This is a genomic window from Pseudomonas sp. PIC25, from assembly GCF_002286785.1.
In the GTDB taxonomy this organism is placed as follows: Bacteria; Pseudomonadota; Gammaproteobacteria; order Pseudomonadales; family Pseudomonadaceae; genus Pseudomonas_M.
In genome coordinates this window covers 55720-76927 of record NZ_MUJY01000162.1, presented here as the reverse complement: position 1 = coordinate 76927, position 21208 = coordinate 55720, and the positions used below count along the sequence as shown (strand labels likewise).

The 21208-nt window shown below is 62.2% G+C and carries 21 protein-coding genes and 1 pseudogene; 14 read left to right on the top strand and 8 right to left on the bottom strand.

Annotated elements, in window-relative coordinates:
- Nucleotides 1-206: 206 nt before the first annotated feature.
- The 4 genes from BZL41_RS20635 to BZL41_RS20620 all read left to right on the top strand — a co-directional run bounded on the left by BZL41_RS20635 (nucleotide 207) and on the right by BZL41_RS20620 (nucleotide 3128).
- Nucleotides 207-911, top strand: a complete 705-nt coding sequence (locus BZL41_RS20635) for a hypothetical protein (RefSeq protein WP_095601006.1) — start codon at nucleotides 207-209, stop codon at nucleotides 909-911.
- Nucleotides 902-1837 (top strand): hypothetical protein, encoded by a 936-nt coding sequence (locus tag BZL41_RS20630; RefSeq protein ID WP_143518136.1) that lies wholly within the window; start codon nucleotides 902-904, stop codon nucleotides 1835-1837. Before BZL41_RS20635 ends, BZL41_RS20630 begins: the two co-directional genes overlap by 10 nt.
- 302 nt (nucleotides 1838-2139) lie before the next feature.
- Nucleotides 2140-2496, top strand: coding sequence for a type II toxin-antitoxin system prevent-host-death family antitoxin (locus BZL41_RS20625; RefSeq protein ID WP_168191045.1), 357 nt, complete (start codon nucleotides 2140-2142; stop codon nucleotides 2494-2496).
- Nucleotides 2496-3128 (top strand): AAA family ATPase, encoded by a 633-nt coding sequence (locus tag BZL41_RS20620; protein WP_095601003.1) that lies wholly within the window; start codon nucleotides 2496-2498, stop codon nucleotides 3126-3128. Before BZL41_RS20625 ends, BZL41_RS20620 begins: the two co-directional genes overlap by 1 nt.
- 80 nt (nucleotides 3129-3208) lie before the next feature.
- Here the strand turns inward: BZL41_RS20620 and BZL41_RS28190 are convergent, their stop codons facing one another.
- On the bottom strand, nucleotides 3209-3445 hold the full coding sequence (locus BZL41_RS28190; RefSeq protein WP_143518134.1) for a hypothetical protein: 237 nt from the start codon (nucleotides 3443-3445) through the stop codon (nucleotides 3209-3211).
- 206 nt (nucleotides 3446-3651) lie between these two features.
- Between BZL41_RS28190 and BZL41_RS20615 the strand changes: the two genes are divergently transcribed.
- A complete protein-coding gene (locus BZL41_RS20615) occupies nucleotides 3652-4791 on the top strand; it encodes a DUF1624 domain-containing protein (protein WP_371916556.1) in 1140 nt (379 codons plus the stop codon).
- Nucleotides 4792-4827: 36 nt separating this feature from the next.
- Here the strand turns inward: BZL41_RS20615 and BZL41_RS20610 are convergent, their stop codons facing one another.
- Nucleotides 4828-5235, bottom strand: a complete 408-nt coding sequence (locus BZL41_RS20610) for a PA2817 family protein (protein ID WP_095601001.1) — start codon at nucleotides 5233-5235, stop codon at nucleotides 4828-4830.
- A gap of 70 nt (nucleotides 5236-5305) precedes the next feature.
- Complete coding sequence (locus tag BZL41_RS20605) at nucleotides 5306-7753, bottom strand: acyl-CoA dehydrogenase (RefSeq protein WP_095601000.1); 2448 nt, start codon at nucleotides 7751-7753, stop codon at nucleotides 5306-5308.
- A gap of 152 nt (nucleotides 7754-7905) precedes the next feature.
- Here BZL41_RS20605 and BZL41_RS20600 point away from each other — a divergent pair, with 152 nt between their 5' ends.
- The 6 genes from BZL41_RS20600 to BZL41_RS20575 all read left to right on the top strand — a co-directional run bounded on the left by BZL41_RS20600 (nucleotide 7906) and on the right by BZL41_RS20575 (nucleotide 15385).
- Nucleotides 7906-8574, top strand: coding sequence for a transglutaminase family protein (locus BZL41_RS20600; protein ID WP_095600999.1), 669 nt, complete (start codon nucleotides 7906-7908; stop codon nucleotides 8572-8574).
- A gap of 177 nt (nucleotides 8575-8751) precedes the next feature.
- The gene (locus BZL41_RS20595) at nucleotides 8752-9372 is read left to right on the top strand and encodes a glutathione S-transferase family protein (RefSeq protein WP_095600998.1); all 621 of its coding nucleotides are present in this window, start codon (nucleotides 8752-8754) and stop codon (nucleotides 9370-9372) included.
- A gap of 92 nt (nucleotides 9373-9464) precedes the next feature.
- Entirely contained in the window at nucleotides 9465-10397 is a 933-nt protein-coding gene (locus BZL41_RS20590; protein WP_095600997.1) for an ABC transporter ATP-binding protein, read from the top strand.
- Nucleotides 10394-11173 carry an ABC transporter permease gene (locus BZL41_RS20585; RefSeq protein ID WP_095600996.1) on the top strand — a complete coding sequence of 260 codons (780 nt, stop codon included), beginning with the start codon at nucleotides 10394-10396 and terminating at the stop codon, nucleotides 11171-11173. The genes BZL41_RS20590 and BZL41_RS20585 overlap by 4 nt, the downstream gene beginning before the upstream one ends.
- A gap of 118 nt (nucleotides 11174-11291) precedes the next feature.
- Entirely contained in the window at nucleotides 11292-12320 is a 1029-nt protein-coding gene (locus BZL41_RS20580) for an efflux RND transporter periplasmic adaptor subunit (protein WP_095600995.1), read from the top strand.
- Nucleotides 12317-15385 carry an efflux RND transporter permease subunit gene (locus BZL41_RS20575; protein ID WP_095600994.1) on the top strand — a complete coding sequence of 1023 codons (3069 nt, stop codon included), beginning with the start codon at nucleotides 12317-12319 and terminating at the stop codon, nucleotides 15383-15385. Before BZL41_RS20580 ends, BZL41_RS20575 begins: the two co-directional genes overlap by 4 nt.
- A gap of 1 nt (nucleotide 15386) precedes the next feature.
- Here BZL41_RS20575 and BZL41_RS20570 read toward each other — a convergent pair whose 3' ends face one another.
- Together BZL41_RS20570 and BZL41_RS20565 are read right to left on the bottom strand one after the other, a co-directional pair.
- Entirely contained in the window at nucleotides 15387-16754 is a 1368-nt protein-coding gene (locus BZL41_RS20570; RefSeq protein WP_095600993.1) for a heavy metal sensor histidine kinase, read from the bottom strand.
- Nucleotides 16751-17431, bottom strand: a complete 681-nt coding sequence (locus BZL41_RS20565; RefSeq protein ID WP_095600992.1) for a heavy metal response regulator transcription factor — start codon at nucleotides 17429-17431, stop codon at nucleotides 16751-16753. The genes BZL41_RS20570 and BZL41_RS20565 overlap by 4 nt, the downstream gene beginning before the upstream one ends.
- 123 nt (nucleotides 17432-17554) lie before the next feature.
- On the opposite strand from BZL41_RS20565, the gene BZL41_RS28670 reads away from it, so the two are divergent.
- Both BZL41_RS28670 and queF read left to right on the top strand, forming a co-directional pair.
- A complete protein-coding gene (locus tag BZL41_RS28670) occupies nucleotides 17555-17719 on the top strand; it encodes a co-regulatory protein PtrA N-terminal domain-containing protein (protein WP_168191044.1) in 165 nt (54 codons plus the stop codon).
- 196 nt (nucleotides 17720-17915) lie between these two features.
- Nucleotides 17916-18746: an NADPH-dependent 7-cyano-7-deazaguanine reductase QueF gene (gene queF, locus BZL41_RS20560; RefSeq protein ID WP_095600991.1), complete on the top strand. Its 831-nt coding sequence runs from the start codon at nucleotides 17916-17918 to the stop codon at nucleotides 18744-18746.
- 12 nt (nucleotides 18747-18758) lie between these two features.
- On the opposite strand, the gene BZL41_RS20555 is transcribed toward queF, so the two are convergent.
- From BZL41_RS20555 to BZL41_RS20545, 3 genes and pseudogenes are all read right to left on the bottom strand, one after another.
- Nucleotides 18759-19025 carry a DUF4404 family protein gene (locus BZL41_RS20555; protein ID WP_095600990.1) on the bottom strand — a complete coding sequence of 89 codons (267 nt, stop codon included), beginning with the start codon at nucleotides 19023-19025 and terminating at the stop codon, nucleotides 18759-18761.
- 121 nt (nucleotides 19026-19146) lie between these two features.
- Complete coding sequence (locus BZL41_RS20550; protein ID WP_095600989.1) at nucleotides 19147-19884, bottom strand: phosphatase; 738 nt, start codon at nucleotides 19882-19884, stop codon at nucleotides 19147-19149.
- Nucleotides 19885-19979: 95 nt separating this feature from the next.
- A pseudogene (locus tag BZL41_RS20545) lies at nucleotides 19980-20398 on the bottom strand (acyl-CoA thioesterase).
- A 104-nt stretch (nucleotides 20399-20502) separates the two neighbouring features.
- On the opposite strand from BZL41_RS20545, the gene BZL41_RS20540 reads away from it, so the two are divergent.
- Nucleotides 20503-21204, top strand: coding sequence for a VacJ family lipoprotein (locus tag BZL41_RS20540; protein ID WP_095600988.1), 702 nt, complete (start codon nucleotides 20503-20505; stop codon nucleotides 21202-21204).
- The last annotated feature ends 4 nt before the right edge of the window (nucleotides 21205-21208 follow it).

Genomic DNA, 21208 nt, shown 5'->3' with positions numbered 1-21208 from the left:
TCGATGGTCTTGTCTTTGCTGGTAGTCATAAACACAGTCGTTTGCCTATCCCTTATGGTAAGGGGGAAACGGTGTCCTGTGTTTCAAGGGGCTCGTTCACTTACTAGGCGGATAGCTCCATCTAATGATATCGAGTAGAGTGTCCACTTGCAGGGCAGGCGAAGTCGGCAAGCGCCTTGGGCGAGCCCTTAGGAAGGAGGTGAAACATGGAGTTTGTCGTTCCACGTGCGCGGCCATTGGCCGAGCTGCTGAGGGGGGCTTCGGCCGCAGATTTGAATGCCTTGGCCGACCTGATTACCGATAATGGTAAGGGTAGAGTAGCTCTCGATAGTAGCGTCAAAGCTCGTATTCTCAGCCACAAAGCGAAAGGGAGCCTGCATTCCATCGCCCAGGTTCTGGCGGCGGAAATCAGTGCATTCGGCGGCAACAGCATCGCCAATCTGTTCCGATCGAGTGGTGTGAGCTATCTGGAACTGGCTACGGATGTCGCCAAGAAGGTCGGTGGAAAGCCTGCAGCGACAGATGACATCTACGACATCGAGGATATTGTCATCAACCTGGCCGGCCCCAAATACCTGGGAAAGAACGCCCCGAAAGATCATTTGGATAACGCTGCCATGGCAGCTTATATCGGCCAGCTCATGACTGCTCTGTTAATCAACGCAGGCAATGCTGCGGGAATCGCGTCCGCCGGCGGCGCGGCCGGTATTGCTAGTGCCATCGGCGGCCGGCTGGTCACCCTTGTGGCGCCGCCAGTGGCTGTTGGTGTGGCGGGTGCAACGATCATACAGGCGACCGCTCCAGCGTTTCGCATCACCATTCCGGCAGTGCTCCAGGTGGCCAAGATTCGCCGCACTCGCTTCAACGCCGATTTTGCAGCCTATACGGAGAAGCTTCGCGCATGTATGTAAATAGCGAAATGCTGCTGCGCTCCCTGCCCGATATGCCCGATGTATTGGCCAAGCTGAAGAGCGGCGCCTACACACTGCATGGCGGCGTGGTTCGGCATGCTGCTGGAGCAGGGATGGGGGGACGAATCGTCGGGCACCTTCTGTTTCCTGGCGATGCCATGCAAACTCAGCAAAGCCTTGAGCAGCTACAAAGCGCTATCACTGGTGTGCAAAGCAGTATGGACGTACTGCAAGGTCTACAGATGGCTAACCTGGCGCTTTCGGGGCTGAACTTAGCGGTCACCGCCGTCGGCTTCGTGGTCGTCTGCAAGAAGCTCAATGCAATCAGCGAGCAGATCCAGCAGCAGTCGCGAGAAATCCATCAGACCCTGGAGTTGGTCAAAGAGGTTCACGTACGCGGCCTTCTCGCCGATGCAGCGGAGTTCTACTCTTTGCTGCAGGCCGCCCAGCAGTTTTGTGAGCAAGGGGAGGTCGAGCAACTCAAGGGGCTGATCAGGCCTTTCAACAGGGAGTATCAGTTCAACAGGATGGTGCTGCAGCAGCATGCGCCCCTGGCCGCCGGCAGCATCGATCGTCTACACGAGGTTGCATTGCTGCAGGAGCGCCTGGTCAACCTCGGCCTCATGCTGTCCCACGTTCAACTCCGGACAGGTGCTGCCAAGTACAGCCACGAGTGCCTGACCCAACTGAGCAGTGATCTGCGCGACTTCAACAGACAGCGTATCGAAGTCCTAACCAGTGACATCAATATCGCTTCCAAGCTCACACACGAGCGCTTCGCCGAGGTCACCGACTTCCTGCAGCGCGGTAAACAGATGCTACCGGCGCTGCACTATCAAGCCGAAGTCCTTGAGTTGGAAATGCGTCATCCGGGGTTACTGCAGAAAACATCTGGAGCCTCTGAGATTCTCCTGTTGGCTGCCTGAGATCCGGACCTGTGCAGCCGCGTGCGCAGGTTTGCTTGCAAGAGAGCGGGTTCTACCCCATTTCCACGAACCCAGCCACGTCGGCATTGGGAGGCCGCCGATGAAATTGATGCTGGAATCCTTGCTCGTGAAGGTCCAAGCCCCCTCATCAATGCCAATTGTTCCTTCGGGATGTGCTGCACTGAACGAGCCCCTTGGGGCTCTGGAGCCTTCGCTATAGCTAGCTGACTGAGCGGCCGGGGGATTTGCCCATTTTGGGTAAAATGGGTATATTTCTCTCATCCTCTGTTTGGAGTCGTGCGATGAGCCAGCCCCTGAAACTCGATAGCCTCGATGCTCTTCCAAGAACCCCTGCTTCTGACGTCAAGAAGTTGGGCTGGCGGGGTGTGATGAAGGCCATCCGTAGTGGCGGAAAAGTGCTGGTGACAAACCACAACGAGCCTGAGGCGGTGATCCTCTCCGCCGAAGAGTACGGTGCCATCCAGCGTGCTTTGCAGGAGGCGGGGGCAGGCGGTGAATCCGTGCTCGAGTCGTTGCGCCAGCAGTTCGACGCACGCTTGGCGTCACTCCAGACCAGTGAGGCAGGTGACCGGATGCGTGAGGTAATGCGTCGTCCAGCCAAGCTCGCAGGAGAAGTGAAGGCTGGAGCGAGTCATTAGTGGCACGCCCGGTTCTGTACGTACTGGCCGGCGTCAACGGTGCGGGAAAGAGTTCAGTGGGAGGCTATCTGCTGGAGCAAGCCGGGTTGGCTTGGTTCAACCCGGATACCTTCGCACGCGAGCTGGTGCTCGCCACCGCCTGCGACCAGGACGAAGCCAACGCCTTGGCGTGGCAGGAGGGGCTGCGACGGTTGGACCAAGCCCTGGCACAGGGCACTCATTACGCCTTCGAAACAACCCTTGGAGGCCACACCATACCGGCACGCATCAAGGCGGCGTGCAACACCCATGATGTATTGATGTGGTTCTGCGGGCTGGCCTCCCCCGAGCAGCATATGGCCCGCGTGCGTGCACGTGTAGCAGCGGGTGGGCACGACATTCCAGAGGCGAAGATTCGCGAGCGCTACACGTCGGCACTCGAAAACTTGATTCTGCTCATGCCGAATTTGGCGCACCTGCAAGTCTACGACAACAGTGTGAACGTAGCGCCGGGAGAAGCTGTTCCTGACCCTCAATTGGTGGCGGAAATAGAGCAGGGTAGGTTGATTTGGCCCGTTTCGTTCGAGGATATGCGGCGCACCCCGGAGTGGGCGAAGCCGCTGCTCGAAGCTGCATTGTCGATGCTCAGCTAAGGCGGCATCTGTCACGGCAAGGCCGGAATATCTCCCGCACTTTGGGGGATGATGAAACGGGTGTTGCCAGAGGCATCCAACTAGTACATAATGCAGCCCATCGAAAGCACTGGCGCGGCAAAAAAGCCAATGTTTTCAAGGAGATAGGACGGGAAATCAAGTCTCGTTTCCCGCTCCAAATTTAAATCCGTACTGCGGATTATCGAAAAAGAGGCCATGGGCCTCTTTTTCTTTTCGCGTTTCAATTTCCCAAGCTGATCGACAAGACATTCCCGGCTGGGTTCAATTCCTTGGGCGATCTTGACTGGTGTTGCCATTTTCCCGGAATTATTTTTCGCGGACCTTAAGTCGCATTTCTAAGTTGCGGAGTGAGGGAGGGAAGGCATGCGGATCTGAGTGAGTATATATTGTTTTGTTATAATATTGCATTATTCTGTCGACCAAGTTTCGGCCCGCATTGATGATAAGTCGGGCTCCCTGAGCCCTATCTTGCCACCGTCGAATGAACACACCCGTTACCGTCATGTCTGCCACTCGCCTGCGTTCCATCGACGCGCTACGCGGCTTGGTGATCCTTGTCATGCTGCTCGATCATGTGCGCGAGACCTTTTTCCTGCATCGACAGGTGCGAGACCCAATGGATGTCGGCAGTACCGGCCTGGATTTGTTCGTCAGTCGGACGTTGGCGCATCTGTGCGCTCCGGTATTCGTCTTTCTCACCGGGTTGTCCGCGTTTCTCTATGGTGAAAAGCACAGCGGCCGCTCTGGTGTTTCGGCGTTCCTATTCAAGCGGGGGCTGTTTCTGGTTGTGCTGGAGGTGACGCTCGTCAACTTCGCCTGGACGTTCCAATTATCGCCTAACGTCATTTATCTGCAGGTCATCTGGGCGATAGGGCTCAGCATGCTGGCGTTGTCCGCGCTGGTCTGGCTGCCACGGATGGCGTTGGTCGCCCTGGGATTGGTGATTGTCGCCGGGCATAACCTGTTGGACCCGCTGCATTTTGAGACGGGCTCCTTTCTTCATGTGCCTTGGGCGATCCTGCACGACCGTGGCTGGCTGGTGTTTTCTGAAGCGCTGCGGTTGCGCACGTCCTACCCTTTGCTGCCGTGGATCGGAGTGATCGCGCTCGGGTACGCGGCGGGCCCCTGGTTCGCCGGTGACGTGGCGCCAGCGGTGCGGCAGAGGCGGCTGCTGGCCTGGGGTGCCGCTGCGCTGGTGGGGTTCGTGCTGGTTCGTCTGGCCAATGGCTATGGGGAAAAGCCCTGGGTCGAAGGCGGGACGGCCGTTGCCACGCTGATGAGTTTTTTCAACGTTACCAAGTATCCGCCGTCGCTGTTGTTCCTGACCCTGACGCTGGGTGTCGGTCTGTTGCTGCTGCGCTGGTTCGAGCGGCGGGAGGGGAGTTGTTGGCTGGCACCGCTGGTGATCTTCGGTGGTGCACCGATGTTTTTCTACCTGATGCACCTGTACGTACTGAAGGTGCTGTACCTGTCGGCTGTACAGGTCTGGGGCCTGAACCAGGGCGATTATTTCGGGTTCGATTCGGTGGGAGCGGTCTGGCTGTGTGCGGTCGCGCTAGCAGTGGCGCTGTATCCCGCCGCGCACTGGTTTACCGCTGTGAAGGTGCGCAGGCGCGATATCGCCTGGCTGAAGTACTTTTGAGGAAGGCCCGCCGGCATTGCCCGGCGGGCCTTTCGGTCAGTGCTTGCTGCTTTCTTGCGGCATCGCGAGAAGCTGCTTTTCCTGGTTCCAGTCGAAGGGCAGGCCCTTCTGCTCGGCTTCGTAGCGGCGCTCGTCCAGTTCCTGGAACAGGGCGATTTCATCGTCAGGCATGAAGTGCAGGCAATCGCCACCGAAGAACCACAGCAGGTCGCGCGGTACCAGGTGGGCGATCTGCGGATAACGGTGGAAGACCTGGCAGATCAGGTCCTGGCCGAGGTGCCGGTCCTCGGGGATGTTTGGCAGGCTCATGAGCAGTTCGTCGAAGCGTTCGAGGAACAGCGCATGGCTTTCGTCGGAGATCTGTTCGGCTTCGCCCATGGCGAGCAGGATGCCGCGCAGGTGGGCGAGCAGGGCCAGATGATGGTCGAGATGCGGATTGGCCATGGGATACCTGTAGCTGTAAGGGCGCGGGATTATAGGCTGGCCCGCGCACGGTTGTCGTCTTGCCGGCGGTTCAGCGAACCTTGCCGGCCTCCAGTTGCAAGTCCTCCTTGGCGTAGTCGTCGACATCGATCACCGCCCGTCGTGCCTGTTCCGCCTCTTGCAAGCGCTGGGCTTCGCCTGGCTCCAGAGCGCCGGCGGCGAGGGCCGCATCGATGGGGTTTTCCCCGGCTTTCGGAACCACACGACCATCCTTGAGCGCGTTCTGGAGCTTTCTGGCGGTGTCGCGGCTGGCCTGCAACAGGTCGTAGGCATGCCGCAGGGCGCCGACCGCATCTTGTGGGTCTTGCGGGCGGTAGCAGCCCTCGACGAGTTGCTCCAGGGCTGGATCGCCATCGGGGCGGCCGAGAACCTCCGCGACCTGCTCATCCAGCGCATCCGAAGGCCCCTTGTGTCGACGACCGAAGGGGAACACCAGCACGCGCAGAGCGCAGTCGAGCACGCGGTTCGGGAAATTGCCGAGAATGCCCTCCAGCGCTTTCTCCGCTTCCGCCAGGGACTCCTCCAGCGACCAGCGCAGCAGCGCTTCCTGGGATTCCGGATAGTCGAGGTCGTGATAGCGCTTGAGTGCCGCCGAGCCGAGGTAGAGGTAGCTGAGCACGTCGCCGAGGCGCGCCGACAGACGTTCGCGGCGTTTCAGGTCGCCGCCGAGCAGCATCATGCTGAGGTCCGCGAGCAGGGCGAAGGCGGCCGCGAGACGGTTCAGCTTGCGGAAGTAGCCGGGCAAAAGCCCTCGGCCCGGCGCCTGGCCCAGCAGGCCAAACGTGAGGCTCAGCACGAAGGTGCTTGCGGCGTTGCCCACGGCGAATCCGACGTGCCGCAGGAGCAGCCCATCGAACGCCAGGCGTGCCGCGTCCTGGTCCTGCGCGCTGGCCAGTTCCATTTCCTTGAGCACGTAGGGATGGCAGCGAATGGCGCCCTGACCGAAGATCATCAGGTTGCGCGAAAGGATGTTCGCGCCTTCCACGGTGATGAAGATCGGTGCCGCCTGCCAGGAGCGAGCGAGGTAGTTCTTCGGTCCCATGATGATGCCTTTGCCGCCGTGGATATCCATGGCGTGGGCGATGCATTCGCGGCCTCGCTCGGTGAGGTGGTACTTGAGCACGGCAGACAGGACCGAGGGTTTCTCCCCCAGGTCGACGGCGTTAGCGGTGAGCACCCGGGCGCTGTCCATCAGCCAGGCGTTGCCGGCGATGCGCGCCAACGCTTCCTGGATGCCTTCGAAGGCGGCCAGCGGCACGTTGAACTGTTCGCGGACCTGCGCATAGCGACCGCTGGCATAACCGGTGGCCTTGGCCGCACTGGTGCCGACCGCCGGCAGTGAGATGGAGCGACCGACCGAGAGGCAGTTCATCAGCATCATCCAGCCTTTGCCGATCATGTCCTGGCCGCCAATGATGAAGCCCAGCGGCACGAACACATCCTTGCCGGAATTGGGGCCGTTCATGAAGGCGGCGCCTAGAGGAACGTGACGCCGGCCGATCTCGACGCCGGGCAGTTCGGTGGGAATCAGCGCCAGCGAGATGCCCAGTTCCTCACGCTCGCCGAGCAGGTGGTCGGGGTCGTAGGTCTTGAAGGCCAGGCCGAGGAGCGTGGCCACCGGGCCCAGGGTGATATAGCGCTTTTCCCAGTTCAGGCGCAGGCCGAGCACCTCTTCGCCCTGCCACTGACCGCGGCAGATGATGCCGGTATCGTGCATGGCACCCGCGTCGGAGCCGGCGTAGGGGCCGGTCAGGGCGAAACAGGGGATTTCCTCGCCTTTGGCCAGTCGAGGCAGGTAGCGGTTGCGCTGGTCTTCGGTGCCGTAATGCAGCAGCAGTTCGGCCGGGCCCAGGGAGTTGGGCACCATCACGGTGGATGCCAAGTCGCCGCTGCGGGTTGCCAGCTTCATCACGATCTGCGAGTGGGCATAGGCGGAGAAACCCTTGCCGCCGTATTCCTTCGGGATGATCAGGGCGAAGAAGCCTTGCTCTTTGATGTAGGCCCAGACCTCTTCCGGCAGGTCCATACGCTGGCCGACCTGCCAATCGTCGACCATGGCGCAGAGTCGTTCGGCCGGGCCTTCCAGGAAGGCACGTTCCTCTTCGGTGAGCCTGGCCGGTGGATAGGCGAGGAGCTTGTCCCAGTCGGGGCGACCGCTGAACAGCTCGCCGTCCCACCAGACGGTGCCGGCATCGATGGCCTCGCGTTCGGTGTCCGAGATGGGCGGCAGAATCTTGCGGAACCAGTCGAACATCGGCCCGGTGATCAGCGTGCGACGGAGTTCCGGGATCAGCAGCGGCAGGGCGACCGCCAGCCAGAGCAGCCAGAGGATCAGCATCAGCCAGCCGGGAACCTCGTCGGCGCTTCCCATGACGACGAGGTAGAGCGCGACCAGCGCCAGGGACGGCAGGGGCGCCAGACGCCAGTGAGCGAGGCAGGCGATGCCCAGTAAAAGAATCAGTATCCAGACGAGCGACATCCATTTTCTCCAGGTGCGGCAGCCATCGGCGGCGGTGTGCCTACAGCTTAGCCGGCCGATCTGGCGGCATGGGCAGAGAGGCTGGCCGAATCGTCGTGACGCGGGCGGCTTTCGCCCGGATAGACTGGCGGCAACCATATGGGAGAACCGCTATGCAGCCCTACCTTCGACCCGGCCGCTTCGTGGATAGTGACCACCCCCTGGTAGTGGAGTTCGCCGAGCGCGCCCGAGGGACGAGCCGCGACCCGCTGGAGCAGGCGATCGCTCTCTATTACGCCGTGCGTGACGGCATCCGTTACAACCCTTATTCGTTCAGCCGTGATCCAGATACGTTGAAGGCCAGCCATGCCCTGGCCGCCGGCGAAAGCTATTGTGTGCCGAAGGCGATCCTGCTGGCCGCTTGTGCCCGGCATTGCGGCATCCCGGCCCGGATCGGCCTGGCCGACGTACGCAACCACCTGTCCACGCCGCGTCTGCTGGAGTTACTGCGGAGCGAAGTGTTCGCCATGCATGGCTACACCGAGCTGTATCTGGATGGACGATGGGTCAAGGCGACACCTGCGTTCAACCTGGCCCTGTGCCGTCTGTTCGATGTGGCGCCGCTGGAGTTCGACGGTCGGCAGGACAGCGTATTCCATCCTTTCAACCGCCAGGGGCAGCGTTACATGGAGTATCTGGCCGATCATGGCCAGTTCGACGATCTGCCGGAATCGCTGTTCTTCGGCCACCTGGAGCGATGCTACCCGCACCTGTTCGCCGCCGATGCGCCACCCTTGCTGGGTGACATGCATCGGGAAGCCAGCGGCAGCGAGACCGGCTAGCAGGCTGTTGAAAAACTACCTACGTTGCCGATACGGCGTTTAAAAACGACCTCAAAATGCTCATTTACAGCATGTAAACTCCGCTTTTTCGGTCGTTTTTGCCTTGTCTCGGCTGCCTCGCCTACGTTTTTCAACGGCCTGCTAGACTGCTCGCGACGTGATGGCCGGAGAGTGCAAATGCTGAAGATCTGGGGGCGGAAGAATTCCAACAACGTGCGCAAGGTGCTCTGGTGTGCCGAGGAACTCGGCCTGCCGTACGAACGGATCGATGCCGGTGGTGCGTTCGGCGTGGTGAACGATGCGGCGTTCCGGGCGAAGAATCCGAACGGCCTGGTGCCTTTGATCGAGGATGGCGATTTCCTGCTTTGGGAGTCCAATGCCATCGTCCGCTACCTCTGCGCCCGCCATGGCGAAGGCTCTCTGCTGCCGGACTCGCTGACGCAGCGAGCCAGTGCCGACCGCTGGATGGACTGGATGAGCACGTCCTTTGTCGATCCCTTCCGAACCGTGTTCTGGGGGCTGGTGCGTACACCCGAGGTGGAGCGCGACCTGCCGGCCATCCAGGCGGCCATCGCCCGCTGCAACGAGCTGCTGGCCATCCCCGCGCGGGCTCTGGAGGCGCAGCCGTTCCTGTCCGGCGAGCGCCTGGGCATGGGCGATATCCCGCTGGGCAGCTTCATCTACGGCTGGTTCGAAATGCCCATCGAGCGGCAGCCGCGGCCGGCGTTGGAAGCCTGGTACGAGCGCTTGAAGCAACGGCGGGCCTATCGGGATGGGGTGATGACGGAGTTGACCTGAGTCGCCTTATAACTGTGAATGAGGTCAAACAGTTGCAATTGGCCGTTCCTGCCCTTATCTAGCTTCTTCCTTCCTCTGCGCGTGCATCCGACATGAGTTCCGCCCTGTCCATCCGGCAGTTGACCAAGACCTACGGCAACGGATTCCAGGCCCTCAAGGGCATCGATCTGGACGTGGCCGAAGGCGACTTCTTCGCCCTGCTCGGCCCCAACGGTGCCGGCAAATCCACCACCATCGGCATCCTCTCCACGCTGGTGAACAAGACCAGCGGCACGGTGAATGTGTTCGGTCATGACCTGGACAAGGAGCCCTATGCGCTGAAGCGTTGCCTCGGCGTGGTGCCCCAGGAGTTCAACTTCAATCAGTTCGAGAAGGTCTTCGACATCGTCGTGACCCAGGCCGGCTACTACGGGATTCCGAGCAAGCTGGCGAAGGAACGCGCCGAGGAGTACCTGAACCAGCTCGGCCTGTGGGACAAGCGCAATTCCGCGTCCCGCGAGCTGTCCGGTGGCATGAAGCGGCGTCTGATGATTGCCCGGGCGCTGGTGCACCGGCCGCGCCTGTTGATTCTCGACGAGCCGACCGCCGGGGTGGACATCGAGCTGCGCCGCTCGATGTGGAGCTTCCTCACCGAGCTGAACCAGAAGGGCATCACCATTATCCTCACCACGCATTACCTGGAGGAGGCCGAGCAGCTCTGCCGCAACATCGGCATCATCGACCACGGGCGCATCGTCGAGAACACCAGCATGCGCGAGTTGTTGAAGAAGCTGCATGTGGAAACCTTCGTGCTCGACCTCAAGGAGTCGCTGTTGATCGAGCCGCAACTGGAGGGGTATCCGGCCCGCCTGTTGGATTCCCATACCCTGGAAGTGCAGGTGGAGAAGAATCTCGGCATCACCGAACTGTTCCGTCAGCTGGCGGCGCAGCATATCGAGGTCTTGAGCCTGCGTAACAAGACCAACCGCCTCGAGGAGCTGTTCGTCTCCCTGGTGGAACAAAACCTGGCGAAGGTGGCGAAATGAGCAGTGAACTGCGCCCGAACCTGATTGCCCTGCAGACCATCGTCGTACGCGAGGTGCGCCGCTTCCTGCGCATCTGGCCGCAGACCCTGCTGCCGCCGGCGATCACCATGGTGCTGTACTTCGTCATCTTCGGCCGGCTGATCGGCTCGCGTATCGGCGAGATGGACGGCTTTACCTACATGGAATTCATCGTGCCGGGCCTGATCATGATGTCGGTGATCACCAATGCCTACGGCAATGTGGTCTCCAGTTTTTTTGGCAGCAAATTCCAGCGCTCCATCGAAGAGTTGCTGGTCTCGCCGGTTTCGGCCCACATCATCCTCATCGGTTATGTGGTCGGCGGTATCCTGCGCGGTCTTGCGGTGGCGACCATCGTGACGATGCTGTCGCTGTTCTTCACCGACCTGTCGGTGCATCACCTGGGGGTGACGGTGCTTGTGATCGCCCTGGCGGCGACGATCTTTTCCCTCGGCGGCTTCGTCAACGCCGTCTATGCGCGCAACTTCGACGACATTTCGATCATCCCGACCTTCGTGCTGACGCCGTTGACCTACCTGGGTGGGGTGTTCTATTCGATCCACCTGCTGCCGGGCTTCTGGCAGGCGTTGTCGCTGGCTAACCCGATCCTGCATATGGTCAATGCGTTCCGTTACGGCATTCTCGGGGTGTCGGACATTCATATCGGCACCGCCATCGCCTTCATGCTGGCGGCCACGGCAGTGCTGTATATCTACTGCATCCGCCTGCTGGTCAGCGGGCGCGGTATGCGCCAGTGAGGGCGGTTCCCGACCTGGTTCGCAGTGCTGGCAGAAACATATCGCGATACATCTTCAACGGCTGAGTTGAGCGGGCGGCGCCGGTAGACTCAGCCTCTTCCAGAAGAAGAGGTTGTTTATGTCCACCCGTGCGTATTCCCTGGTCGTGGCTGCGGCCTTGCTGTGGTCGGGTTTCGCCCTCGGACAGGAGCCGCAAGGGCCCCTGGTCGAAGTGGTACAGCCGCAGCGGGCGCTGGTGCGCGACGAGCTGATTACTTTTGGTTCGCTACGATCCGACGAGTCGGTGATGATCCGGCCGGAAATCGAAGGCCGGGTGAGCCGGCTGCATTTCCGCGAAGGGCAGGCGGTGAGTGGCGGCGACCTGCTGGTCAGCCTGGACGATGCCATCGCCCGCGCCGAACTGGCCCAGGCCCGGGCCAATCTCGATCTCGCGGAAAAGAGCTACCAGCGCGCGCAGATGCTGTTCAAGCGCGGCGCCAGTAACGCCCAGGCGCTGGACGAGGCACAGTCCCAGCAGCAGGCTGCGCGGGCCAGCCTGGCGTTGTCCCAGGCACGACTGGAGAAGACACAGATTCGCGCGCCCTACGATGGCGTGCTCGGTCTACGCCAGATCAGCGTCGGCGACTATGTCGAGGCGGGCCAGGACATCGTCAACCTGGAGGTACTCGACCCGCTCAAGGTGGATTTCCGTGTGCCGCAGAAGGCGGTGGGGCAGATCGAGCTCGGCCAGGTGGTCGAACTCAGCCTCGATGCCTATCCGGGCGAGGTATTCCGTGGCGAGATCGTCGCCCTCAACCCGCGCCTGGACGAAGTGGGCCGTAGCCAGGCGGTGCGTGCCCGGGTTGGCAATGGCGACCACCGCCTCAAGCCGGGGCAGTTCGTGAAGGTCTCGGTGATCCTCGCCGAACGTCCGCAGGCGCTGGTGATTCCCGAGGAAGCGGTAATGCCGCTGGGGAGCAAGCTGCTGGTCAACCTGGTGGTTGACGGCAAGGTGGAGCTGCGCGAAATCCAGGCCGGCCGTCGCGAGCGCGGACGGGTCGAGGTGAATGCAGGATTAAGCGGCGACGAAACCCTGATCAGCGCCGGCTGGCAGAAGGTCAAGCCGGGCATGGCGGTCCGCAGCAAACCGGCTGGGGAGGGCGCATGACGCTTTCCGACGTCTGCATCCGCCGCCCGGTATTCGCCACCGTCCTGTCGCTGATCATCGTCCTGCTCGGGCTGATGGCCTACCAGCGGCTGTCGGTGCGCGAGTACCCGAATATCGACGTGCCCATCGTCACGGTCAACGTCACCTATCCCGGCGCCAGCCCGGAGATCATGGAATCCCAGGTGGCTCAGCCGATCGAGGATGTGCTGTCGGGCATCGAGGGGTTGGATTTCGTCAGCTCCATCAGTCGTTCGGAAAACACCCAGATCACCGCGCAATTCCGCCTCGGCAGCAATTCCGACGAAGCCGCCAACGACGTGCGCGACCGTCTCGGCCGCGTACGCGGCCTGCTTCCCGAGGAGATCGACGAGCCCATCGTGCAGAAAGTCGAGGCCGACGCCCAGCCGGTCATCTGGATGGCGTTCTTCAGTGAGCGCTATTCGGCAATGGAAATCACCGACGTGCTGGAGCGGGTGATCCAGGATCGCCTGCAGACTATTCCCGGTGTCTCCGAGGTGCAGATTCGTGGCGCACGAACCTTTGCCATGCGCATCTGGCTGGACCCGGAGAAGCTGGCCGCCCACGGGCTTACCGTACAGGACGTGGAGGATGCGCTGCGCCGGCAGAACGTGGAAATCCCGGCTGGCCGCATCGAGTCGCAGCAACGCGAGTTCACTGTGCTGTCGGAGACCGACCTGCGGACACCGGACGAATTCAACGACCTGATTCTCGACGACTCGCGCGGCTACCTGCTGCGTCTGTCGGATGTGGGGCGGGCGGAGATCGGCCCGGCGGACGTGCGCAGCGTGGTGCGCTACAAGGGCCGGCCAGCCGTGGTGATCGGGATGGTCAAGCAGGCCACGGCCAACCCGCTGGAGATATCCGATGGTCTCGCCGAGGCGATGCCGGCGATCCGCGACCTGTTGCCCGACGGCATGGAAATGGCCGTGGCCAACGACAACTCACTGTTCATCCGCGAGTCGATCAACAATGTCTACACCACCATCTGGGAAGCGGTGGCGCTGGTCATCCTGATCATCTTCCTGTTCCTCCGCTCGTTGCGCGCCACGCTGATCCCGCTGGTGACCATCCCGGTCTCGCTGATCGGCGCCTTCGCCCTGATGTCACTGATGGGTTTCACCATCAACACCCTGACCCTCCTGGCCATGGTCCTGGCCATCGGTCTGGTGGTGGATGACGCCATCGTCATGCTGGAGAACATCCATCGGCATATCGAAGAGGGTATGCAGCCATTGCAGGCAGCGCTCAAAGGCAGCCGCGAGATCGCCTTCGCGGTGATCGCCATGACCCTGACCCTGGCGGCCGTCTATGCGCCCATCGGCTTCATGCAGGGCACTACCGGCAAGCTGTTCACCGAGTTCGCCTGGACCCTCGCCGGTGCGGTGCTGGTATCCGGCTTCGTCGCACTGACCCTGTCGCCAATGATGTGCGGCCACCTGCTCAAGCCGCACCGGGCCAACGAACGGCACAGCCGGGTGTACAACCTGATCGAAGGCTTCCTCAATGGTGTGACCTATCGCTACAAGCACCTGCTGCAGCGGGTGCTGAGCGCCTGGGTGGTGGTCGTGGCCGTGCTGCTGGCGGTCCTGCTGGTCTGCGCTTGGCTGTTCCTCGGGCTGCGCTCGGAGCTGGCGCCGACCGAGGATACCGGCACCATCATCGGTGTGATCAACGGCCCGGACGGCGCCACCATCGGCTACACCAGCCGCTATGCGCGGCAACTGGAGCAGGCTTACGCGAGCATTCCCGAGACCAACCGCTACCTGGTGGTCGCCGGCTTCCCCACGGTGACCCAGGGTATTTCCTTCATGAAACTGGAGGACTGGGATAAGCGCGGGCGAAGCCAGTTCGAGATCCGCCAGGAATTGCTGCCCAAGCTGCAGGACATCACGGGCGTCCGGGCTTTCCCGGTGAACCGCCCGCCGCTTGGGCAGAGCGCGCGCAACCAGCCGGTGAACTTCGTCATCCGCTCCTCGTTGGAGTACGCCGAACTGGAAACCTACGTGGATCAGTTGCTGGCGAAGATACGCAACTACCCCGGCCTGGAAAGCGTGGACAGCGACCTCAAGCTGAACACCCCGCAATTGAAGGTCCAGGTGAATCGCGAGCAGGCCGTGGCGGTGGGCACCGATGTGGCTACCATTGGCCGCAGCCTGGAAAGCCTGTTCGGCAGCCGCCAGGTGACCCGCTTCAAGCAGAACGGCGAGCAGTACGACGTACTGGTGCAACTGGCTGACGTCGACCGCAGCAATCCGGCGGACCTTGACCGGGTCTACGTGCGTGCCGGCGATGGTTCCATGGTGCAGCTATCGAACCTGATCGATGTGAAGGAAACCGTCGCGCCCCGCGAACTCAACCACTTCAACCAATTGCGGGCGGTCACCATCACCGCCAATGTCGGCGCCGGCTACACCCTCGGCGAGTCGCTGGAACACTTGGAGGCCGAGGCCCGGCAGATCTTCCCGGAGGACACCCAGTTCGACTACACCGGCACTTCGCGGGATTTCAAGGAGTCGAGCGCGGGTATCGCGCTGATCTTCGTGCTCGCCCTGGCCTTCATCTACCTGGTGCTGGCGGCGCAGTTCGAGAGCTTTTTCGATCCGTTGATCATCCTGTTCAGCGTGCCCTTGTCCATGGCGGGTGCGCTGCTGGCGCTCAAGCTGTTCGGCGGCACCCTGAACATCTACTCCCAGGTGGGGCTGGTGACGCTGATCGGCCTGATCACCAAGCACGGCATTCTGATCGTCGAGTTCGCCAACCACCTGCTGCGTGAAGGGCACGAGCTGCGCAGCGCGGTGCTGGATGCCTCGGTGCAGCGGCTGCGGCCGATCCTGATGACCACCGGTGCCATGGTGCTCGGTTCGTTGCCGCTGGCTATTGCTACCGGTGCCGGTGCGGAAAGCCGCCAGCAGATCGGCATGGTGATCGTTGGTGGGTTGCTGGTGGGGACCTTCTTCACCCTGTTCGTGATCCCGACGCTCTATCTGCTGCTGCGCCGTTGGCGGCCGCTGCGTCAGGAAATTCCGGAGCCGTCGCCGGCCTGAGTCAGGCGGGGAATTCGAGGATGAATCGGGTCAGGCCATCGCTCGATTCGCACTGAATGCGTCCGCCGTGGGCTTCCATCAGCGAACGGGTGATGGCCAGCCCAAGGCCGGCATGCTCACTGCCCTTCGTTTCGCCGGTCGGGGCGCCGCGGGCGAAGCGGTCAAACAAGCGTGGCAGCAGCTCGCCGGGGATTTCTGCTCCGGGGTTCTCCACCACCAATTGCAGACCACCAGCGTGGGTCAGTATCTGGATGAGGATCTGGCCGCCCGGAGGAGTATGGCGCAAGGCGTTTTCCAGCAGATTGCCGAGCATGCGGCGTAGCAGGCTGCGGTCGGCGTAGAGCGTTCCGTCTCCCTCCAGGGCGAAGCGGACGTCCGCTTCCTCGGCCACCGGTTCGTAGAATTCCAGCAGGCCGCCGATTTCCTCGCTCAGCGACAGCGGTTCGCGATGGGGGGCGAGCAATCCATGCTCGGCCTTGGCCAGCAGGAGCATGTCGTTGACCATCTGGGTCAGTTGTTCGAGCGCATCCAGGTTGTCATGCAAGGCCTCCCGGTAGTCGTCCTGATTGCGTGGCTGCGACAGCACCACCTGGGTCCGGGTCAGCAGGGCGGTGAGCGGTGTCCGCAATTCGTGGGCGATATCCGCGGAAAACGCCGAGAGCCGTTTGAAGGCTTCTTCGAGGCGCGCCAGCATGGCGTTCAACGCTTGTACCAGTCCGCGCAACTCGACCGGAACCGACCGCTCGTCCAAGCGTACTGTCAGGGATTGCGCCGACACGCCAGCGGCGACTTCCGACATCTCACGCAGCGGCCGCAATCCTCGACGCGCCGCCCAGCCACCCAGCAGCGCGGTGGCCAGAGCAGCGAGGGCCATGGTCGCCCAGATCGCCCGTTGCACTCCTTCGAGGAAGTGCTGGTGATGAGTGATATCCAGCAGCAGTGTCAGCTTGGGGCCGAGGATGAAACGCGAAAGCAGCGGGGCGTGTAGTACCCGGTAGAAGCTGTCTTCGAGCTGCCAGTCGTGGAATCGCCCGGGCGCAGGTAGCATCAGGTCCTCGCGGGAGAGGCGGGCGGGGTAGGCGAACCAGAGTTTGCCGTCCGGGCCGTGCAGGCGCAGCCCGAGGTCGGGTTGGTGGATCAGCTCCAGTTCCAGCTCCTCGCGCCGGGCCTCCAGTGCCGCCTGTGTATCGACGCCCTGCAGCAGCGTGCGAAAGTGCTCCAGACGGGCGTCCATGAGCTGCCGGTCCAGGTCGACGAAGTGCGCTTCGCTGGCACGGCTGAACAGCACACCGGCAAGCAGCGAGACGCTGGCGGTACAGGCCGCGAACAGCAGCGCCAGGCGCGATGCAAGAGAAAGGCGGGCGATCATGCGTCCTGATCCTCCAGCACGTAGCCCATGCCGCGGACGGTATGAATGAGTTTGCGCGGATAGTTGTCGTCAACTTTGGCGCGCAGGCGGCGGATGGCGACTTCGATGACATTGGTGTCGCTGTCGAAATTCATGTCCCAGACCTGGGAGGCGATCAGGGATTTCGGCAACACTTCGCCTTGGCGGCGCATCAGCAGTTCGAGCAGGGCGAACTCCTTGGCGGTGAGGTCGATCCGCTGGCCGTCACGCTGAACGCGTCGGCGCAGCAGGTCGAGTTCCAGGTCGGCGATGGCCAGACGGGTTTCTTGCGGGCTACCGGTGCCGCGCCGTAGCAGGCTGCGCACCCGGGCCAACAGCTCGGCGAAGGCGAACGGTTTGACCAGATAATCGTCGGCACCGCTTTCCAGGCCATGCACGCGGTCCTCGACACTGTCGCGGGCAGTTAGAAAGAGCACCGGCGTGGAGCGGTCTTTCTCGCGCAGCTTGCGGACGATCTGCCAGCCATTGCGGCCAGGCAGCATCACATCCAGCAACAGTAGGTCGTAATCGCCGGACAGGACCAATTGTTCGCCTTCCAGGCCGTCGCTCACCCAGTCGACCGCATAGCCGGCTTCGCCAAGCCCCTGGCACAGATAGCGACCGATGCTGGGTTCGTCCTCGACGATGAGCAGCTTCATCGGCGAAATCCTCCTTCGGGCTGACAGAAACGTAAGAGAGGCGTCAGCCAGCCGACAGCGATGCGTCCGCAAACTCTTGCCGAGGGCATCAGAGCGCCCGAACCCATCCGGAGGATCATGACCATGCGAATCTTTTCCCTTCCCATCCTGTTGCTGGCCCTGTTTCAAACCATGCCGGCCGCTGCCGAAGGCGGTGGTGACCGTGTGATCGCCCGCATCGAGCAGCAAACCAAGGCGCCGCAAGTCGCTCATCAGAGCAGCGAGGCATCGGACGAACGGCACTGCTGACGATTGCTCCGCAGCGGAGGGCTCCACCGCTGCTTTGCCCGTCGTGAGTGCGCGGCGGGCTTTTTATAACCTGACATCCTTAAGAAAAGACCAAACTGACGAAGATGTAATCTTCTCGTCAGGGGAAGTGCCCCGGCTGAAACAACCGGGGAAACTGTATACACTTGCCGCGTTCCATCAGTCAGGTCATGTTGTCATGCATTCCTCCGCCGAGCATTCGCCCTTAGGCAAATCCAGCGAATACATTGCCGTCTATACCCCCGAGCTGCTGTTCCCCATTCCCCGTGCGCCCAAGTGGGCCGAGTTGGGGCTAAGCGCGGAGACGCTCCCTTACCGGGGCGTGGATATCTGGACCTGCTACGAGTTGTCCTGGCTGGCGCCTTCCGGCAAACCCTGCGTGGCCATCGGCGAATTCGCCATCCCGGCTGCCTCGCCGAATATCATTGAGTCCAAGTCGTTCAAGCTGTACCTCAACTCACTGAACCAGACGGCCTTCGCCGACCGCGCCGAGCTGCAGACGACACTGGAGAGGGACTTGTCCGCGGCGGCCGGCAAGCCGGTGGCGGTGCGGGTACGCAATCTGGATGAGGTGGCGGCGGAGGGCGTGGCGTTGCTGCCGGGGCGCTGCATCGACGATCTGGACGTGACGATTTCCCGCTACGACCACCCGCAGCCGGACCTGCTGCGATGCGATCCGGAGCGGCAGGTCGAGGAACGCCTGTACAGCCACCTATTGAAGTCCAACTGCCCGGTTACCGGGCAGCCCGACTGGGGCAGTGTGGTGGTGGATTACCGTGGCTCGGCCCTGGACCCGGCCAGCCTGCTGGCCTACCTGGTGAGCTTCCGCCAGCATGCGGACTTCCATGAGCAGTGCGTCGAGCGAATCTACCTGGATCTACTGCGCCTGCTACGGCCGGAACGGTTGACGGTCTATGCGCGCTATGTCCGTCGGGGCGGTCTGGACATCAATCCGTACCGCAGCACGGATGCCTTGCAGCCGGACAATCGCCGGCTGGTGCGGCAATAGCCCGCCCCCGTTCTAGATGCCCATGTTGGCCAGGCTCTGCAGGATATTGCGCAAGGTTCCGGCCAGCGTGGGATGGCTGACCTCGAAGCGTTCGACTGCCAGATTGACTCCGTCCACCAGGGTCGGGTCCGGCTCGTCGGAGGTCTGCCGTTCCAGCTCTACTTCGATATCCCGAATCAAGGCCAGCAACGAGGTCCGTTCCTCGTCGCTCAGGGGCGTGCCCCGAGCCAGTTGATCGCGCAGATCCTCCAGTTGTTGCTGCAGATCGCGTGTGGCCATGTACTTCTCCCTTTCTTCAAGTCAGTCACCGACATGGACCTTGGCGGGTGGCCAAAGGTCCCTGCTCATGCTTAAAGGGTAATCCAGTGACGCGATGCCTGCCTGATTCGAGTCAACGAACTCAGGGCTTTTCCCCTTTCTGTCGGCGGGCCGCCAGGTCTTCCAGGCAGGTGGCCAGATCGCCTAGGTGATCTATCACCGAGTGAGCACCCAGGCGATACAGCTCGAGCGTGGCTTGGGCACGGAGTCGATCGCGCTCCAGCGGGGCGAGTGCCTGCCAGTCGGCAGGAGCCAGGCCGCAAAGGGGGCCGCAGGCGGCCAGGCCCACGGTCCAAACGCCAGCGTTCAGGCCCGAGCGGAGCAGGCGTGGATCGCCGCTGACCACCACGCAATGGCGTGGGTCGTTAGCCTCGACCGCCATCAACGCCTGCCAGCAGGCGTCCGGCGCCGGCCAGGGGCGAGGGGGCGAAGCGGTAATGCCGATCACTCCATCCGGCAGGATGCTGGCCAGCGTGTGGCTGGCCTCGTTCGGCAGCTCGTCCAGCCAGACACAGCGCACGTCCTGGCGGAAGAGATCAGCCAGCAGCTCCCGGCATCCTGGGGTGAGTTCGGTGTGCTCGATTGCCGCTTGCATCAACGCCTGGGCGAGGGTATGCCGATCCGAGTCATCGGGAGTGCGTTCGAGCCAGGCACGTAAAGCTGTCTCAGGGTGGCGCTCGACGCTGCCGAGGTCTTGGTGACGAGGAAAGGCGTATTGCAGGGCGACTGGCACGGTGCGAGCACCAAAATCCACCAGGCAACCGGACAGGCCGAAGAGCACGGCGGAGAAGGCGGGGGGCTCGATGGCGGTGGCGGGCATCCTCTTCGCTCCGGTAAAAGGTCCAATCCAACCTAGCCGGTGCAAGTGACGTCTGGATGAAGGATTTGTGACGGACGGTGCGGGCCAGTTCCGCGCTATCCGGCGTAGGTCTCTTCGAACACTGCCCGGAGATCGTCCGGTACGGGGACCGGTCGGTCGTTGCCGTGGTCGATCAGACCAGCTTGCAGTGGCCCTCTCCGTAGCAATGATCGGGATCTTCCAGCGTGGAGAGTCGGTGTTCCACCACCAGGCTGGTGCGTCCAAGCGCGCCGGCGAAGAGTTCGGCCACCACCGTGGCGGGATACACCACCGGCTTGAGGTAGGTATGGAGCGTCTGAAGAACCACCGGCCCCTGCGGGACGTTGTTCATGGCGATGCCGAACTGCTCGAACCAGGCGACCCGCGCCTCTTCCAGATACTGCATATAAAGGGTGTTGTTGACATGGCCATGGGAGTCCATGTCGCCCCAACGTACCGGGATATGCGCAATATGGAGCAATCGTTTTTTCTGCATGTCCGGAACCGTCCCACTGCCCAACCCAGCGGCCGAAGCCTTATACTGCGCGGCCTGTGATGGCCGCGGGCCGTCACACTACTCATCTCAAGGAGAGACTGCAAATGCGTGAGTCCGGTGCGAACTGGGTCGGTCGTCTGGGCCGGCTGCTGGCCTGTGCCAGCCTGGTGCTATTGCCGGTCGCGGTACAGGCCGCCGAGGAAGACCCCTGGGAGGGCTTCAATCGCGCTGTCTTCCGCTTCAACGATACCCTCGATACCTATGCCTTGAAGCCTCTGGCCCAGGGCTATCAGAAGGTCACCCCGCAATTCCTCGAGGACGGCGTCCATAACGTCTTCGGCAACCTGGGCGATGTCGGCAACCTGGCGAACGACCTGCTCCAGGCCAAGTTTCATGACGCGGGCGTCGATACCGGACGATTGATCTTCAACACCACCTTCGGCGTGCTCGGTTTCTTCGATGTGGCGACCCAAATGGGACTGCAGCGCAACGACGAAGACTTCGGCCAGACGCTCGGTGCCTGGGGCCTGGGCAGCGGTCCGTATCTGGTGCTGCCGCTGATGGGGCCGAGCACCGTGCGCGATGCCGGTGGGCGAATCCCGGACAGTTTCCTGGAGCCTTACCCCTACATCGACCATATCCCGACCCGCAACGTCACCCGTGCGGTCGATGTGATCGATACCCGGGCGAGCCTATTGTCGGCGGAAAAGATGATCAGCGGCGACAAGTACATCTTCATCCGCAACGCGTATCTGCAGAATCGCGAGTTCCGCGTGAAGGACGGCGAAGTCGAAGACGACTTCTGATCCG